This window comes from Mesorhizobium sp. WSM4989 (assembly GCF_029625795.1).
Classification (GTDB): domain Bacteria; phylum Pseudomonadota; class Alphaproteobacteria; order Rhizobiales; family Rhizobiaceae; genus Mesorhizobium.
In genome coordinates, this window is record NZ_JARTVN010000001.1 from 2605807 (window position 1) to 2623138 (window position 17332).

Annotated in this window: 16 protein-coding genes; 11 read left to right on the forward strand and 5 right to left on the reverse strand. The window is 64.0% G+C overall.

The window, feature by feature from the left end:
• Positions 1-78 precede the first annotated feature (78 nt).
• A complete protein-coding gene (locus P9217_RS12645; RefSeq protein ID WP_278085885.1) occupies positions 79-288 on the forward strand; it encodes a DUF1674 domain-containing protein in 210 nt (69 codons plus the stop codon).
• A 102-nt stretch (positions 289-390) separates the two neighbouring features.
• On the opposite strand, the gene P9217_RS12650 is transcribed toward P9217_RS12645, so the two are convergent.
• Positions 391-1056, reverse strand: a complete 666-nt coding sequence (locus P9217_RS12650) for an HAD-IA family hydrolase (protein WP_278085884.1) — start codon at positions 1054-1056, stop codon at positions 391-393.
• Between the two features lie 81 nt (positions 1057-1137).
• On the opposite strand from P9217_RS12650, the gene P9217_RS12655 reads away from it, so the two are divergent.
• The 4 genes from P9217_RS12655 to P9217_RS12670 all read left to right on the forward strand — a co-directional run bounded on the left by P9217_RS12655 (position 1138) and on the right by P9217_RS12670 (position 5529).
• Positions 1138-1263 (forward strand): hypothetical protein, encoded by a 126-nt coding sequence (locus tag P9217_RS12655; protein ID WP_278085883.1) that lies wholly within the window; start codon positions 1138-1140, stop codon positions 1261-1263.
• The gene (locus P9217_RS12660; protein WP_278085882.1) at positions 1263-2132 is read left to right on the forward strand and encodes a transglutaminase family protein; all 870 of its coding nucleotides are present in this window, start codon (positions 1263-1265) and stop codon (positions 2130-2132) included. Before P9217_RS12655 ends, P9217_RS12660 begins: the two co-directional genes overlap by 1 nt.
• A gap of 301 nt (positions 2133-2433) precedes the next feature.
• A complete protein-coding gene (locus tag P9217_RS12665) occupies positions 2434-3852 on the forward strand; it encodes a pilus assembly protein (protein ID WP_278085881.1) in 1419 nt (472 codons plus the stop codon).
• 408 nt (positions 3853-4260) lie between these two features.
• Complete coding sequence (locus P9217_RS12670; protein ID WP_278057111.1) at positions 4261-5529, forward strand: cyclopropane-fatty-acyl-phospholipid synthase family protein; 1269 nt, start codon at positions 4261-4263, stop codon at positions 5527-5529.
• 12 nt (positions 5530-5541) lie between these two features.
• On the opposite strand, the gene P9217_RS12675 is transcribed toward P9217_RS12670, so the two are convergent.
• On the reverse strand, positions 5542-6288 hold the full coding sequence (locus tag P9217_RS12675; protein ID WP_278085880.1) for an MOSC N-terminal beta barrel domain-containing protein: 747 nt from the start codon (positions 6286-6288) through the stop codon (positions 5542-5544).
• A complete protein-coding gene (gene acs, locus P9217_RS12680) occupies positions 6288-8243 on the reverse strand; it encodes an acetate--CoA ligase (protein ID WP_095824161.1) in 1956 nt (651 codons plus the stop codon). Before acs ends, P9217_RS12675 begins: the two co-directional genes overlap by 1 nt.
• Positions 8244-8547: 304 nt before the next feature.
• Between acs and P9217_RS12685 the strand changes: the two genes are divergently transcribed.
• On the forward strand, positions 8548-8820 hold the full coding sequence (locus P9217_RS12685; RefSeq protein WP_067001506.1) for an aspartate-semialdehyde dehydrogenase: 273 nt from the start codon (positions 8548-8550) through the stop codon (positions 8818-8820).
• Positions 8821-8982: 162 nt separating this feature from the next.
• On the opposite strand, the gene P9217_RS12690 is transcribed toward P9217_RS12685, so the two are convergent.
• Positions 8983-9645 (reverse strand): YggS family pyridoxal phosphate-dependent enzyme, encoded by a 663-nt coding sequence (locus P9217_RS12690; RefSeq protein WP_127247285.1) that lies wholly within the window; start codon positions 9643-9645, stop codon positions 8983-8985.
• A 147-nt stretch (positions 9646-9792) separates the two neighbouring features.
• Here P9217_RS12690 and leuS point away from each other — a divergent pair, with 147 nt between their 5' ends.
• Entirely contained in the window at positions 9793-12435 is a 2643-nt protein-coding gene (gene leuS / locus P9217_RS12695) for a leucine--tRNA ligase (RefSeq protein ID WP_278085879.1), read from the forward strand.
• Entirely contained in the window at positions 12422-13003 is a 582-nt protein-coding gene (lptE, locus tag P9217_RS12700) for an LPS assembly lipoprotein LptE (protein ID WP_067324955.1), read from the forward strand. The genes leuS and lptE overlap by 14 nt, the downstream gene beginning before the upstream one ends.
• A 91-nt stretch (positions 13004-13094) precedes the next feature.
• Here lptE and fsa read toward each other — a convergent pair whose 3' ends face one another.
• Positions 13095-13751 carry a fructose-6-phosphate aldolase gene (fsa, locus tag P9217_RS12705; RefSeq protein ID WP_095799713.1) on the reverse strand — a complete coding sequence of 219 codons (657 nt, stop codon included), beginning with the start codon at positions 13749-13751 and terminating at the stop codon, positions 13095-13097.
• Between the two features lie 90 nt (positions 13752-13841).
• Here fsa and P9217_RS12710 point away from each other — a divergent pair, with 90 nt between their 5' ends.
• The 3 genes from P9217_RS12710 to P9217_RS12720 all read left to right on the forward strand — a co-directional run bounded on the left by P9217_RS12710 (position 13842) and on the right by P9217_RS12720 (position 17277).
• Positions 13842-16025, forward strand: a complete 2184-nt coding sequence (locus tag P9217_RS12710) for a primosomal protein N' (RefSeq protein ID WP_095830934.1) — start codon at positions 13842-13844, stop codon at positions 16023-16025.
• 34 nt (positions 16026-16059) lie between these two features.
• Positions 16060-16755, forward strand: coding sequence for an aspartate/glutamate racemase family protein (locus tag P9217_RS12715; RefSeq protein ID WP_127214112.1), 696 nt, complete (start codon positions 16060-16062; stop codon positions 16753-16755).
• Positions 16756-16881: 126 nt separating this feature from the next.
• On the forward strand, positions 16882-17277 hold the full coding sequence (locus P9217_RS12720; protein WP_067324963.1) for a DUF4345 family protein: 396 nt from the start codon (positions 16882-16884) through the stop codon (positions 17275-17277).
• The last annotated feature ends 55 nt before the right edge of the window (positions 17278-17332 follow it).

Consider the following 17332-nt stretch of genomic DNA (forward strand, 5'->3'; position numbering starts at 1 on the left):
ATAGGGGTCGATCCTGCCATTGTCATGGCTATATGATGGGAAAGGCCGGTCCCCGTTTCAATCGGCAGGAAGCATCGCATGACCGATCAACCCAACAAAACCGCAGGCGCCAAGCCGCAAAGGACGCTGTCGCCTGAGGCGCAGCGCGCATTGGCGGAAGCGGAAGCCAGGCGGAAGGCATACCGCGAGGCGGAAGCCCGCCTGCCGAAAGAGTTCGGCGGACGCGGCGGCAAGGAACCCGGGCGCTACGGCGACTGGGAGGTGAAGGGTCTGGCCACTGATTTTTAATGACACTCAAGGCGCGTCGCGCTGAGGCGGATTCAGGCGACGCGCTTTAAGTCATTGTTCGTGCTGTCGTCTTCGCAAAACCGCTGCACACCGCGACATGCATCAGGCCGCGTCGCGCTGCGGCTCGATGATCATCCAGCCATTGTCGTCGGTGGCGACGCCGAGCGCATCGTAGGTGGCGATGCTGGCGTGCTGCGTCACGACCGGATGGACATGCGTGGCGCTGATCACCATCACCGAGGCGCCGGAGGCTTCGCCCGCGGCGATGCCGGCCGGGGCATCCTCGAAGACGAGGCAATCGCGCGCCTCGACGCCGAGACGCTTTGCCGCCAAAAGAAAACAGTCGGGCGCCGGCTTGCCGCGGGTGACGTCCTCGGCCGAGACCATGATGGCGGGCACCGGAATGCCGGCCGCCGCCATACGCAGCAGCGCGAGTTCCCGCGGCGCCGAGGTGACGACCGCCCAGCGCCCCGGCGGCAGCGACTTGAGAAACGCCACAGCACCCGGAATCGGAACGATGCCCTCGAGGTCGGCCGCCTCGGCCTCGAGCAGCGCATCGGCTTCCACGACGGGATCGACGCCGGGAAGCTTCAGCGCGGCGATGGTCTCGATCGCGCGCTTGCCGTGGATAGTCGGCAGGAAGCTCGCGACGTCGAGGCCGTGACGGCGAGCCCACTTGGTCCACACGCGTTCCGCCGCGGCGATCGAATTGAGGACCGTGCCGTCCATGTCGAAAAGGAAAGCGGCGAACTTTCTGCCTGGGAACATCGGATATCCTGGGGGAATCGTTTTCGGGGAGCGCGAAACGCACCGCTATCCTAACCTCCGAAGCCGAGCCTGCAAAGGCGCATGCCGGCATTTCGACTCGCCGCCGGAACAACGCTCCTCATTGCGGCGTTCTCCAACCAGTCTTGCAAGACCACCAACAAGGGCAACACCACCAACAAGGGCAAGACCACCAACAAGGGGAAGTGATGCTGATCAGGCTCGGCTACGAAATCGCCATCGAATGCGATGCCGCGACGCCGATCATCGCGCTTCTCGACATCCACCCGGATCGCCATGCCGACATCAAGCGGCAGACGCGCTTTCTCACCTCGCCTTCGGTGCCGACGACCACCTATCGCGACAGCCATGGCAATATCTGCCGCCGCTTCACGGCGCCGGCCGGCGGTTTTCGCATCCTCTTTGATGGGGTGGTCGAGGACAGCGGCGAGGCCGACGAGATCAACACGCTGGCGCGCGAAATGCCGGTGGCGGAGCTGCCGGACGAGGTGCTCGTCTACCTGCTCGGCAGCCGCTATTGCGAAACCGATCACCTCAGCAACCTCGCCTGGGAGCTGTTCGGCCACCTGCCGCCCGGCTGGGCGCGCGCGCAGGCGATCGTCGACTATGTCCATAGCCGGCTTTCGTTCGGCTACGGCTATGCCCGCGCCACCCGCACGGCGGCGCAGGCGCATGAGGAGCGCGTCGGCGTTTGCCGCGACTTCGCGCATCTCGCGATCGCGCTCTGCCGCGCGATGAACATTCCAGCGCGCTATGTGAACGGCTATCTCGGCGACATCGGCGTGCCGGCCGATCCGGCGCCGATGGATTTCTCAGCCTGGATGGAAGTGTTCCTCGACGGGAAATGGTACGCGTTCGATCCGCGCCACAATCGTCCAAGGATCGGCCGCGTCGTGATCGCGCGCGGCCGCGACGCCACCGACGTGCCGCTGCTGCACAGCTTCGGCCCGCATCGGCTTACCCTGTTCAAGGTGTGGACCTATGAGCAGCAAGGCAACCTGTTCAAGCCGCCGCATCACGGCATCGACAGGACCGCGAGCGCCCAGATGCTCGCGTAAGCCAGGCGGCTGTTTCACTGCGGCGCCAGCACCAGCGCTGACCCGCTTTGGCACAGGGCGCACTGTGCCGAAGCGGGAAGGGCCGCAATGGCTCCGCCACTCATGGTAAGCGCTTTATGAACGGCATTTCCCTATTGCGTTTCCATTTACCCGCCATTCACCTTCCTGTCTGCCGTGTTCCAGCAGAAACAATGAGTTAGCTGTCGCTCCGCGCTTTCGAACAGAAGGGTGGCCGTGTCTGGCCGAAGTCCTGCAGCGCTTCCGTTGAGCGGCACCGAAGCCGCAGCAGGCGGGGGTGAGGATGCGGCAGTTGAAAGGTCTCGTTTGTGGGGTGGACGGCTTTGCGCGGGATCGCGGAGGCAATTTCGCGGTTCTGTTTGGGGCTGCCGCATCGGTGCTGGCGCTGGGGGTGGGATTCGCAGTCAATATCGCGCAGGTCTACAATGCGAGATCGAGTCTGCAGAGCGTCGTCGATGCCGCTGTGACCTCGACGGCACGCGATCTCACCCTTGGTGTCATCAAGGAAGCCGATGCCGACGCGTCGGTACAGGCATTTCTCGACGCCAACAGCGCGGCCGGCATCCTGCAGGCCAAACAGATCGTGCTCGACAAGCTCACCATCGACAGGACATCGAAGACCGTGCAGGTGAATGCGCATGCCGATGTCGGCCTCTATTTTCCGCTGTTCAGCGTTGGCGATATGCAGCGTGTCGGCGCCTCGACCACCGCGCTCTATTCAGACAAGAAGATCGAGGTGGCGCTGATGCTCGACATCACCGGCTCCATGGCGGCCAACAAGCGCGCCAAGACCAATAAGATCGGCGACCTGCAGGCGGCCGCGTCGCAGACGGTCAAGGATCTCCTGGGACAGAACCGGGATCCCAGCGAGCCTCGGGTCCGGGTGGCGATCGTCCCCTATGCCGAGGCCGTCAACACTGGCGGCCTCGCCGACACCGTCTTCGTCGAGACGTCGGCCGGACCGAAGCTGCCGCCGCCGATCGATGCGCCGCTTGCCATTTCCGTGACGACCGCGCCTGACAAATGCGCCACCGAGCGCAAGGACAAGGACGGCTATGCCGATTATTCGTCGGATGGCCCGTATACGCTGAGGCAGGACAACAATGGCAGGACCTATCAGGCCAAGGTCAACCGCGACTACCGCATGAAAGTGTGTCCATCCGCGGCTGTGGTTCCGCTGACGGCCGATCAGAACACGCTGCTCACGGCCATCGGTCATTTCCAAGCTGCGGGCGTGACGGCAGGTGGGATTGCCGCGCAATGGGGCTATTACATGCTTTCGCCGTCCTGGCGTTCGGCCATCGCCGATGCCCGCCTGGGCGCCGGTCCGGCGAATTTCGATCCGAAGAAAGTGGCAAAGATAGCCATCCTGATGACGGATGGCCAGTTCAACACCGCCTTTGCCCGCGGGCGCGGCACGTCCGCGTCCGACGACGAGGGCCGGAGGTCGCGCGCCAATGCCGAAGCCATTTGCGAGAATATGAAGCACGACGGCATAGAGGTTTTCACCATCGGCTTCGATCTCAACGATCCGTCGATGACGACGACCGAGAGGGATCAAGCGAGATCCGTATTGAAGGACTGTGCGACCGACGACACGTCGTCGCTGAAGCATTTTTACGAGGCCGCCACGGGCACCGAACTGTCAGATGCCTTCGATCAGATCACCCGCAATATCGAGAAGCTCACCATCAATCGCTGACCCACAGGGCAGGCCGCGAGAAAAGGAAAAGGCCGCCGCTTCTTGACGAAGCAGGCGGCCTTCCGTGTTTCCGTCCATGACGCGGCTCCTGGCGGCGACCCCTTCGGGTCACCTGCCGCGCGTCTCGCGCCTTAACGGGAAGACTGCTTCCCGGAAGTGCAATCCGCTGAGCTCACGTTATGGAAAACGAAATCACTCGACATCGGATCACCTCCTTTCGGTTTGTTGAACACAGCCAAATGATGGGGTGCGTCGCGGCAAAACACAAGATGACGCTACGGAATGGCCGTGCATCGGGCGAGGATCATCCTCGCGCGATGCTTTTGCGCAACAGATCGGGATTGCGGTCGACGGGCCGGTGGACGACAGTGGCGCTCGAGGGCGGGGTTCGCCTATTGGGAGGTGGGAATGGACGCCGCCGACAGAGCCGCGCGGATCGTACGCAGGGTCGTCGAGACGTTGAAGCCGGGTTTTGCGGTCAGGCTTTGGACCGGCGAGCGGATCGGGCCCGCCGGCGGTCCGGTGCTTGCCATCAACGATCAGGACATCGTCTGGCAACTGGTGCGGCGTCCTGCCTTCTCGACGCTTGTCGAGATGTGGATTTCCAAGACCGTCGACATCGAAGAGGGCACGCTGTTCGACTTCTACGCCGTGCCCTCGCAGGGCAGGCTCAAGACGAAGCTCAGATCATTGCCCAAGCTGGAGATCCTGCGCGACCTGCCGGTGGTGCTGTTCTCGCGAAAACAGATGACGGCGCGCAGCGACCTCTCCGGCGGCAACCCCTATGTCAGCGGGTCGAACAAGGAAGCGATCCAGCATCACTACGACATCTCGAATGCCTTCTACCGGCTCTTCCTTGACGAGCGCATGGTCTATAGCTGTGGGTATTTCAAGGATTTCGCCAACGGCATCGACCAGGCGCAAGTCGACAAGCTCGACCATATCTGCCGCAAGCTCAGGCTGAAGCCCGGCGAAAGGCTGCTCGATATCGGCTGCGGCTGGGGCGCGATGCTGATCCATGCGGCGAAGCATTACGGCGTCGTCGGCCATGGCGTCTCGTTGTCGCGGGCCCAGACGCAGCTTGCCCGCGAGCGCATCCGCGCCGAGGGTCTCGAGGACCGCATCACCATCGAGATCAAATCCTACGCCGAGCTCTCCGGCGCATTCGACAAGATATCGTCCATCGGCATGTTCGAGCATCTGGGTATCGCCAATCACGACGCCTACTTTTCGGCCGTCCATCGTCTGCTCAAGCCCGGCGGCGTCTATCTGCACCACGCCATCACCAGGCGCAGCAAGGGCGACATCCGCAAGACGTTGCGCAAGGGCCCGGAATACAAGGCGCTGATCAAATACATCTTCCCAGGCGGAGAGCTCGACACGATCGGCATGACGCTCGGCAATCTCGAGGCGCGTGGCTTCCTCGTCCATGATGTCGAGAACCTTCGCGAGCATTATCAGCGCACCTGCCGGCTGTGGGCCGAGCGTCTCCATGCGCGCTTCGACGAGGCGATCGCCGAGGTCGGCGAGGCGAAAGCGCGGCTATGGCTGCTCTATCTCACCGGCTGCTCGATCGCCTTCGAACGCGCCTCGGCGCAGATTTTCCAGACCGTCGCCACCAAGCGCGCGCGGGGACCAAGCGGCCTGCCGCCGACGCGTGAAGATTTGTACCGGTAGGGACAAGGCAGGTCAGGCGAACCGCACTTCCGCGCCGATCTCGACGCGTGCCGGCCGGTCGACGGTGCAATAAACGCCGATATTGTGGGCGTTGTAGCGGACCAGGTTGCGCAGGATGCCGGGGTCGTTGTCGAAGCCGTCCTGGGCGATGATGGTGAAGCCGCAGCGGCGGCAGGGCTCGGAGATCGTGAGCAGCAGATCGCCGATCGCGAGCTTGCGGCCGAGCCATTCCGTCTCCGGGAAGGAGCCTTCCACCGGCTCCATGTCGACGACGATGTTGGGGCGAAAGCGGCGCGAATCTGGCACGCCTTGCGGATGCAGCGCCTTCAGCCGCGCCAGCGAGGCGGTGGTGAGCAGATGGATCGGCGTCCTGCTGTATCGCTCGGCCGTCAGCGGGCCGGCATAGCCCGGCGCGTGCTCGCGGAAGTAAGGCCGGATCGAGGCGTCGAAGCCGAGAAATTCGGAAAGAACCCGGTCGCTTTCCGGGTCGGGCGCCGGCAGCCAGTCGCCGCCGGGCACAGCCACTTCGAGCCGGCGGTCTTCGGTCAGCCGGGTGCGGATCAGCGGCACCTTGTGCCATTTCGGTCCGCGGTCCGGCCTGGCGATCTCGCCATCCGAGGCATCGACCAGGCCGAACAGCCGGTCGCCGTCGACAGTCGACGTGCCGACGGAGATGGTGTCCAGCCGCTCGCCGGCGAGCGAGCTCGCCGGATAGCGCCATAGCTGGCTGACGGTGCCGAGTGCGGACTGCGCGTTCATCAGGCCCTTTTATTCTGCCGGTTGGCAACGAGATCGTCGACCACGGCCGGATCGGCGAGCGTCGAGGTGTCGCCGAGCGCGCCGTAATCGTCCTCGGCGATCTTGCGCAGGATGCGCCGCATGATCTTGCCTGAACGGGTCTTGGGCAGGCCCGGCGCGAACTGGATCTTGTCGGGCGTTGCGATGGCGCCGATCTCCTTGCGGACATGGGCGACAAGCTCCTTGCGCAGATCCTCGCTCGACGTCGTGCCGGACATCAGCGTGACGTAGCAGTAGATTCCCTGACCCTTGATATCGTGCGGATAGCCGACGACGGCGGCTTCCGAGACCTTGTCGTGGCTGACCAGCGCCGATTCAACTTCCGCCGTGCCCATGCGGTGGCCTGAAACGTTGATGACGTCGTCGACGCGGCCGGTGATCCAGTAGTAGCCGTCGGCGTCACGGCGGCAGCCGTCGCCGGTGAAGTATTTGCCCTTGTAAGTCGAGAAATAGGTCTGCACGAAACGGTCGTGATCGCCATAGACGGTGCGCATCTGGCCGGGCCAGGAATCGGTGATGCAGAGATTGCCGTCGGCCGCGCCTTCCAGCACCTTGCCTTCGCCATCGACCAGCTGCGGCTTGACGCCGAAGAAGGGCCGTGTCGCCGAGCCGGCCTTAAGGTCGGTGGCGCCCGGCAGCGGCGTGATCAGGATGCCGCCGGTCTCGGTCTGCCACCATGTGTCGACGATCGGCACCTTGGCGTTGCCGACGACGTTGAAATACCACTCCCAGGCTTCCGGATTGATCGGCTCGCCGACCGTGCCCAGCACGCGCAGCGACTTGCGCGAGGTCTTCTTCACATGGGAATCGCCGGCGCCCATCAGGGCGCGCAGCGCCGTCGGCGCGGTGTAGAAGATGTTGACCTGGTGCTTGTCGACGACTTCCCAGAAGCGCGACTGCGACGGGTAGTTCGGCACGCCCTCGAACATCAGCGTCGTGGCGCCGTTGGCCAAAGGGCCATAGACGATGTAGCTGTGGCCGGTGACCCAGCCGACATCGGCGGTGCACCAGTAGATGTCGCCGTCATGGTAATCGAAGACATACTGGTGCGTCATCGAAACATAGACGAGATAGCCGGCGGTGGTGTGCAGCACGCCCTTCGGCTTGCCGGTCGAGCCCGATGTGTAGAGGATAAACAACGGGTCCTCCGCCTTCATCTTCTCGGGTTTGCAGTCGGCCTTAACGGTCGCGGCCTCATCGTGGTACCAGACGTCGCGGCCCGGCACCCAGCCGGTCTTGCCGCCGGTGCGTCGCACCACCACCACTTTTTCCACCTTGGTGCCGGCCTTGGCGGCGATGTCGATGGCCTTGTCGGTGTTGTCCTTCAGCGCAATCGGCTTGCCGCCGCGCAGGCCCTCGTCGGCGGTGATGACGATGGTCGACTTGCAGTCGTCGATGCGGCCGGCCAGCGCATCGGGCGAGAAGCCGCCGAAGACGACCGAATGGATGGCGCCGATACGCGTGCAGGCAAGCATCGCGTAAGCCGTTTCGGGGATCATCGGCATGTAGATGGTAACGCGGTCGCCCTTCTTGACGCCGTGCTTCTTCAGGACATTGGCGAAGCGGCAGACATGCGCATAGAGCTCGTTGTAGGTAATCTTCCTGTCATCGTAAGGGTTGTCGCCTTCCCAGATGATGGCGGTCTGGTTGCCGCGCTTCTTCAGATGCCGGTCGATGCAGTTGTAGGAAACGTTGGTCTGGCCGTCCTCGAACCACTTGATCGAGACCTTGCCGTCGAAGGAAGTGTTCTTGACCTTGGTGAAGGGCTTGAACCAGTCGATGCGCTTGCCGTGCTTGCCCCAAAACTTGTCCGGGTTCTTCACGCTGTCGGCATACCATTTGAGATAGGTGTCGTTGTCGATCAGCGCGTTTTTCTTCCACGCCGGCTGGACGCGGTGGACATGGACATCGGACATTTTCTAGCTTTCCTCCGAAACCGTTCCGCCGGCTTGATGTGCCGACGGCATCACGGCGAAGCAGCCGTGAATTCGCGGCATTATTAACAGTTCCGCCGTGACGGCAATATTAGACGTTGGATTCGCGCGGCGGGATGACGCAGGGGCAAGTGCAAACGCCTGTCAGCACTCTCGCCCTAGGGCTGCTAACCGTCTGTTTTTCCGATGGAAAACTTGGGTCTGATGTGCGAAAATCAATAGACGGTTAAGCAACGAGGCGCAGAGTTTCGCGTTGGGAGGAAAGGAGAATCAACTGAGGACGGCAATGCGCCATCATCTCGAAATGGACTTGATGCTCAGCGGCTATGGGCTGACCACGGCCAAGATCCTTTATCACTTCCCAGACCATCCACATCTGCTGCAAAGCTATATCTGGCAGGATTACGACATCGCGCCGGAGTTTCCGGTGCTGATCCGCTTCATCGAATTCTGGAAGACCAAGCTCGACGGCCCGCTGCATTCGGTGACCTACACGCACCAGAAGCTGATCGCGCCGAACGAGTGGCGGAAAGTGGACGGGGAGTTCGTGCTGCACTGAGCGGCGCAGAGGTTCTCTGTACGTCGAATGTTGGCGGAAACGCCCATCACTCGTCATCCGCGGGCTTGTTAGGAACGGCCCGGTTCGTTTCAAGCGCCGGCGGAAGCGTTATCGTTCGATTGTCGGGTCGGTAACAAGATCGCTGCCAGCGTGTCGAGGCGCTTAGCGACTGCCGAAGATTGCCGAGCCCAGCCTGACACTGGTCGCGCCGAAGGCGATCGCGGTCTCGTAATCGCCGGACATGCCCATCGAGAGCATTGCGACGCCGGCCTCGCGGGCGATCTTTTCCAAAAGCGCGAAATGCGGGCCGGGATTCTCGTCCGCCGGCGGGATGCACATGAGGCCCTCAATGGCGAGGCCGTGCACCTCGCGGCAGCGTTTGACGAAAGCGACGGCGTCGCGCGGCTCGATGCCGGCCTTCTGCGGCTCGGAACCGGTGTTGACCTGGACATAGAGTTTCGGCGCCCGGCCTTGCCTGGCGGTCTCCTTGGCAAGCTCGGCGGCGATCTTCTCGCGATCGACGGTCTCGATGACATCGAAAAGCGCCACCGCTTCCTTCGTCTTGTTGGATTGCAGCGGCCCGATCAGGTGCAGCTCGATGTCGGGAAACGCCGCTTTCAGCGCCGGCCATTTACCTTGAGCTTCCTGCACGCGGTTCTCGCCGAAAACACGCTGGCCCGCCTCGATGACCGGGCGGATATCTTCGGCCGCGAAGGTCTTCGAGACCGCAACCAGCATGACGGCGCCGGGCTCACGCTTTGCCTCGCGTTCGGCGCTTGCGATCTTCGCCTTGACCGCGCGAAGCTGTTCGACGGGGCTCGTCATGTCCATATCCTGCCCATAGTTTTAGCACCAACGCCGGATCGCCACAGTTGACGGGTCTGGCAATCCATGGTGAACACCGCGACGACATTGTCTCGGCTGCCGGCCTTGCCCAGCGCCGCGCACCCGCTTTTAAGTGAAAAACATCCGATGGCAACCGAACGATACAATCCGCGCACGTCAGAGCCCAAATGGCAGAAGGCCTGGGCCGAAAAGAAGCTGTTCGAGGCCAGGAACGAGGACCCGAAGCCGAAATACTACGTGCTCGAGATGTTCCCTTATCCCTCGGGGAAGATCCATATCGGCCACACCCGCAACTATACGATGGGCGACGTCGTCGCGCGCTACAAGCGGGCCAAGGGCTTCAACGTGCTGCACCCGATGGGTTGGGACGCCTTCGGCATGCCGGCCGAGAACGCAGCGATGCAGAACAAGGTCCATCCCAAGGACTGGACCTACGAAAACATCGCCGTCATGCGCGAGCAGCTCAAGATGATGGGCCTGTCGCTCGACTGGGCGCGGGAGTTCGCCACATGCGACGTCGACTACTATCACCGCCAGCAGATGCTGTTCCTCGACTTCGTCGAGAAGGGGCTGGTGACGCGCAAATCCTCCAAGGTCAACTGGGACCCGGCAGACATGACGGTGCTCGCCAACGAGCAGGTCATCGACGGCCGCGGCTGGCGCTCGGGCGCGCTGGTCGAGCAGCGCGAGTTGACGCAGTGGTTCTTCAAGATCACCGATTTCGCGCAGGACCTGCTGGATTCGCTCGGCCGTCTCGACGAATGGCCTGAAAAGGTCAAGCTGATGCAGCATAACTGGATCGGCCGCTCGGAAGGGCTGCTGATCCGCTGGCCGCTGGCGGCTGCAAGCTCTGCCAAGATCGGCGGCGACATGCACGAGCTGGAAGTCTACACGACCAGGCCGGACACCATCTTCGGTGCCTCCTTCATGGCGGTCGCGGCGGATCATCCGCTGGCCAGACAAGCCGCCGAGAACAATCCGGCGCTGGCCAAGTTCATCGACGAGGTCCGCCATATGGGCACCTCGGTGGCGGCGCTTGAGACGGCCGAAAAGAAGGGTTTCGATACCGGCATCCGCGTCGTCCATCCTTTCGACGACAGTTGGACGCTGCCTGTCTATGTCGCGAATTTCGTGCTGATGGAGTATGGCACGGGCGCCATCTTCGGCTGCCCGTCGGGCGATCAGCGCGACCTCGACTTCGCCAACAAATACGGCCTGCCCGTAGTCCCGGTAGTGATGCCGGAAGACGGCGACGCCAAGACCTTCCAGATCATCGAGGAGGCCTATGTCGACGACGGCGTGATGATCAATTCGCGCTTCCTCGACGGCATGAAGCCGCAGCGCGCGTTCGACGAGGTGGCGAAGCTGCTCGAACAGAGGACGATCGGCGGCCGGCCGATGGCGGAGCGCAAGGTGAATTTCCGCCTGCGCGATTGGGGCATCTCGCGCCAGCGCTACTGGGGCTGCCCGATCCCGATGATCCACTGCGAGGCCTGCGGCGTGGTGCCGGTGCCGAAGGCCGATCTGCCGGTGAAACTGCCTGACGACATCGAGTTCGACCGTCCGGGCAATCCGCTCGATCGGCATCCGACATGGCGTCACGTGAAATGCCCGCAATGCGGGCGCGACGCGCGGCGCGAGACCGACACGATGGATACGTTCGTCGATTCGTCGTGGTATTTCGCGCGCTTCACCGCCCCCTGGGCGAACGAGCCGACCGAGCCGAAGGCGGCGGACGAGTGGCTGGCGGTGGACCAATATATCGGCGGCATCGAGCACGCGATCCTGCATCTGCTCTATTCGCGCTTCTTCACACGTGCCATGCGCGAGACCGGCCATTTGAACCTCGCCGAGCCGTTCAAGGGCCTGTTCACGCAAGGCATGGTGGTGCACGAGACCTACCGCGTCGGCGGTCCGTCGACAAATGGGCGCTGGCTGTCGCCGAGCGAGGTCAGGATCGAGGACGCCGGCGGCAAGCGCCGCGCCATCGAGATCGCGACCGGCGAGGAAGCGACGATCGGCGCGCTCGAGAAGATGTCGAAATCGAAGAAGAACACGGTGAGTCCGGAGGAGATCACCGACGGCTACGGGGCCGATACCGCGCGCTGGTTCATGCTGTCGGACTCGCCGCCGGAGCGCGACGTCGAATGGACCGACGAAGGTGCCGCCGGCGCGCATCGCTTCGTGCAGCGCGTCTGGCGCCTGGTGCAGATCGCGGCCGAACAGCTTGCCGACGTGAAGCCGGCCGCGGCGAGCGAAGGCGAGGCAGGTGCCGTTTCCAAGGCCGCGCACAAGATCCTTAAGGCGATCGGCGAGGACATCGAGAAGCTCGGCTTCAACCGAGCTATCGCCCGCATCTACGAGCTTGCCAATGCGCTGGCCGTGCCGCTCAACGACGTCGCCGAAGGCAAGGCTGACGCGGCGCTGAAGGGCGCCTGCCGCGAGGCCGTCGAGATCCTGGTGCATGTGATCGCGCCGGTGATGCCGCATCTGGCCGAGGAATGCTGGGAGGCGTTGGGCGGCACCGAGATGGTCGCCGAACGGCCTTGGCCTGCCTACGATCCGGCCCTAGTCGTCGACAACGAGATCATGCTGCCGGTGCAGGTCAACGGCAAGAAGCGCGGGGATTTGACAATTGCCCGCGACGCGGATCAAGGTGCCGTCGAAAAAGCGGTGCTGGCTCTCGACTTCGTGCAGAAAGCGCTCGATGGTAAAGCCCCGCGCAAGGTGATCATCATCCCGCAGAGGATCGTCAATGTCGTTGCCTGATCCGGAAAAGTCACAGGCGGCGCGTTTGCTGCGTCGCGCTGCTCTCAGCGGCCTGATCGCCTCGCTGGCACTGGTCTCCGCCTGCACGGTGCGGCCGCTCTATTCCAGCGCGCCGCTCACCGCCGGGTCGCAGGTCGGGGCCGCCGCCGAGCTGGCCTCGATATCGATCAAGCCGGTCAGCACGCGCCCTGCGCAGCAGGTGCGCAACAACCTGATCTTCGCTTTCGGCCAGGGCTCGGGCGAGCCGGCATCGCCTGCCTATACGCTCGACCTCGGCGTCACCGAGCTTGTCGAGTCGGCGGCCATCGTTCAGGTGCAGACCGAAGAGGACGAGCCGACGGCCGGCACCGTGACCCTCACCGCCAATTATGTGCTCAGAGACGCCGCGACCGGCACGGTGGTCGCGCTCGGCAAGCGCTCGATTCCTTCCTCCTTCGACCGGCCGCGCCAGGAGTTTGCGGCCTACCGGGCGCAGATCGACGCCGAGAACCGCGCCGCCCGCGAGCTCGCCGATCTGCTCAGGCTGGCGATCGCCCAGGACCTGGCCAAGAATGGCAAGAAGGCCTGAGCAGGTCTCTGGGCGCCGCCGCGCTATTCCCCTATTCGATGCAACAAAAAGGCCAGGTTATCCCGGCCTTTTTGTTGTCTGATCTCGGGCCTCAGCCAATCTTCTGGCCGGTCTTGGCCCAGTCGGCGAGGAAGGCGGCGAGGCCCTTGTCGGTGAGCGGATGGTTGACCAGCGCCTTCAACGTCGCCGGCGGCGCGGTCACGATATCGGCGCCGATCAAAGCCGCCTGCTTGACGTGGTTCACCGTACGCACGGAAGCGGTCAGGATCTCGGTCTTGAAATCGTAATTGTCGTAGATGGTGCGGATTTCCGATATCAGCTCCATGCCGTCCGAGCCGGTGTCGTCGATGCGGCCGACGAAGGGCGAGATGAAGGAGGCGCCGGCCTTGGCGGCAAGCAGCGCCTGGTTGGCCGAGAAGCAGAGCGTGACGTTGACCATGCGGTTCATCTCGGTGCGGATCGTCTTGCAGGCCTTCAGACCATCCAGCGTCAGCGGCACCTTGATGGCCACATTCGGTGCGATCTTGGCCAGCACCTCGGCCTCGGCCATCATCTCCTTGTACTCGGTCGCCACGACCTCGGCCGAGACCGGGCCTTCGACAATGTCGCAGATCTGCTTGGTGACCTCGGCGATCTTGCCGCCCGATTTGAGGATCAGCGACGGGTTGGTGGTGACGCCATCGAGCAGCCCCAGATCGTGCAGCTCCTTAATTTCCTTGATGTCAGCGGTATCGACAAAAAACTTCATGGCTGTCTCCTTGGGGATTGCCTGACGCCAGCCAGGCAGATGCGGGGGTCCCCTTTGATCTAGAGCAAAGTCGGGGCAAGGTCACGCCCGATGATCGAAGATTCGCCCTTTGTCGCGGCCGCGCCGGTGCTGGTGCCGATGCCGGCCGAACGGCCCTACACATATGCCGTGCCGCCAGGCATGCGCGTGGTGCCGGGCTCGATCGTGCGCGTGCCGCTGGGGCCGCGGCAGGTCGCCGGCATCGTCTGGGACGCCGTCGTCGAATCCGTCGATCCGAAAAAGCTGCGGCCGATCGAGGAGGTCTTCGACTGCCCGCCGATCGACAAGGCGATGCGCCGTTTCGTCGACTGGATCGCCCAATACACGCTGTCGGCGCCCGGCATGGTGGCGCGGATGTTGTTGAGGGCGCCGGAAGCTTTCGACCCGGAGCCGTGGATCGAAGGCCTGCAGCGCACGCTTGCCGAGCCCGACCGATTGACCGACGCGCGACGCCGCGTGCTGGAGACGGCCGAAGGCGGGCTTGCCTGGACGCGCTCCGGTCTCGCCCATGCGGCGGGTGTCTCCTCGACCGTCATCGATGGCTTGAGGGCACAAGGCGTGTTTGAGACGGTGATGATCCCGCCAAGGCCGGTGGTCGCCGCACCCGATCCCGGCCATGCCGTGCCGGAATTGATGCCGGACCAGAAGGCGGCGGCCGAGAAGCTGCGCGCGGCGATCGCCGCCGGCGCCTTCAACGTCACCCTGCTCGACGGCGTCACCGGATCGGGCAAGACGGAAGTCTATTTCGAGGCGGTGGCGGCGGCGCTCGACAAGGGCAAGCAGGTGCTGATCCTGCTGCCGGAGATCGCGCTGACGCACGCTTTCCTCGAACGCTTCCAGGACCGCTTCGGCGCCAAACCGGCGGAGTGGCATTCGGACCTGCCGCCCCGGATGCGCGAACGCGTCTGGCGGCAGGTGGCGGAGGGTGGCGTGCGCGTCGTCGCCGGGGCGCGCTCGGCGCTGTTCTTGCCGTTCAAGGAGCTAGGCCTGATCGTCGTCGACGAGGAGCATGACCCGGCCTACAAGCAGGAAGACCGCGTCTTCTACAATGCGCGCGACATGGCGGTGGTGCGCGGCCATATCGGCGCTTTCCCGGTCGTGCTCGCCTCGGCGACGCCGTCGGTCGAGAGCCGCGTCAACGCCAGCCAGGGCCGCTACCAGCGCGCGGTGCTGTCGGCGCGTTTTGCCGAGGCGGCGCTCCCCGACCTGAAATCGATCGACATGCGGCGCGCGCCGCCGGCGCGCGGCGGTTTTCTGTCGCCTCTCCTTCTGGAGCAGATGGAGCGCACGCTGGAGAGACAAGAGCAGTCGCTGCTCTTCCTCAACCGGCGCGGCTATGCGCCGCTGACGCTCTGCCGCGTCTGCGGCCATCGCTTCGGCTGCCCGGTCTGCTCGGCCTGGCTGGTCGAGCATCGCTTTCGCGGCCAGCTCGTCTGCCATCATTGCGGCCACAATGAGCGGCGGCCGGAGGCCTGCCCGGAATGCGGCACGCTCGATCATCTGGTCGCCTGCGGGCCGGGCGTCGAGCGCATCGCCGAGGAAGTGGTGGCGCATTTCCCGGAAGCCCGCACGATCGTATTGTCGTCCGATCTCTTGGGCGGCGTGCGCCGGCTGCGGCTCGAGCTCGAGGCCGTCGCCAATGGCGAGGCCGATATCGTCATCGGCACGCAGCTCGTCGCCAAGGGTCACAACTTCCCCGGCATGACGCTCGTCGGCGTGGTCGACGCCGATCTCGGCCTCGCCAATGGCGATCCGCGCGCCGCCGAGCGCACCTTCCAGCTGCTCAGCCAGGTGACCGGGCGCGCGGGCCGCACCGGCAAGAAGAGCCTCGGCCTGCTGCAGACCTACCAGCCCGACCATCCGGTGATGCGGGCGATCGTCTCCGGCGATTCGGAAGCCTTCTACGAGCGCGAAATCGCGGAGCGGGAGCGCGCCGCGCTGCCACCGTTCGGCCGGCTCGCCGGCATCATCGTCAGTGCCGCGACACGCGCCGAGGCCGAGACCCATGCGCGGGGCTTGCGGCGCGCGGCACCTACAGCCTCCGATCTCTTCGTGCTCGGACCGGCCGAGGCGCCGCTGTCGCTGATCGGCGGCCGCCACCGCTTCCGCTTGCTTGTCCAGGGCGGGCGGCGCGCGGACATGCAAGGGTTTATTCGAGCCATGCTGGCGGAGGGGCCGAAGCTGCGCGGCTCCGTCAGGGTGCAGGTCGACATCGACCCGCAGAGCTTCCTATAAGCGAGAAAGACAGTCCCAACGGAGTGCTCGCTTTATGAAAACCCTCGGCCTTATCGGCGGCATGAGCTGGGAATCGACGGCGATCTACTACCGACTGCTCAACGAGATCGTGCGCGAGCGGCTGGGCGGGCTGCATTCGGCCGAGCTGTTGCTCTGGTCGTTCGACTTCGCCGAGATCGCCGAACGCCAGCATGCCGGCGACTGGGACGGCGCCGGTGTCCTTCTGGTAAAAGCAGCGCGCAAGCTGGAGGCCGGCGGCGCCGAGGGCTTGATGATTTGCACCAACACGATGCACAAACTCGCCGACACGGTGCAAGCGGCCATCTCGATTCCCATTATCCATATCGCCGACGCAACTGGACACGCTGTTGTCGCCGCAGGCGTGAAGCGCCCGGCGCTGCTGGCGACACGCTTCACCATGGAACAGGATTTCTATAAAGGGCGGCTCGCCGACAAATACGGCCTGCAGCCGGTCGTGCCCGCCCAGGCCGGCCGCGACATGGTGCACCGGATTATCTATGATGAGCTCTGCCAAGGCGTCGTCAAAGCCGACTCGAAGTCCGCCTACGTCGAGGAAGTCGGCCGTCTGCGGCGCGACGAAAAGATCGACGGCCTCATCATGGGCTGCACCGAGATCACCATACTGATCGGCCAGGGCGATTTCGACATGCCGGTGTTCGACACCACGCGCATCCATGCCGAGGCAGCGATCGACTTCGCATTGTCCTGATCGGGCGCTGTTCTGTCGCTTCTTCTCTTGCGGTCTTTTCAAATGTGCCGGCCGACATCTGGCGCGCGGATTTTCCTCGGCTAGAATGCCGGCAATTTCAGAACAAGACTTTACGAGGGGGATCAGATGGAGTTCGCGTTTCCGTGGCCGGCGAGCCAGGGCGAGTGGCTGGCATGGTCGAGCGCCGTCGTGACGCTGCTCATCGGCCTCGTCCTCTTCCTGGCGCCGAATCTCGCCTTCCGCATCCTGCGCCTGCAGGCAAAGCCGGAGAAAGCGGCGGCGATCGCCGAAGGGCGCGGCCGCATGTCGGGCTTCTATCTCGGCGTCAGCCTGTGTTGCATCCTGCTCGCGCAGCCGCTGCTCTATATGGCGCTCGGCTTCTCATGGCTGTTCACCGCTTTCGGTCGGCTTTTGTCGATGATGTCGGACGGCGCCAATACACCTTTCAACTGGGCTTCCATCGTGGTTGAATTGGCCCTGGCGGCGCTGCCGCTTGCCTTCGCCTTCGGCTTCGTACCGTGAATTCGTGACTAATCCGCCGCTCAGGCTCGGCCTTCGCCGCCTGATGCGACAAAAG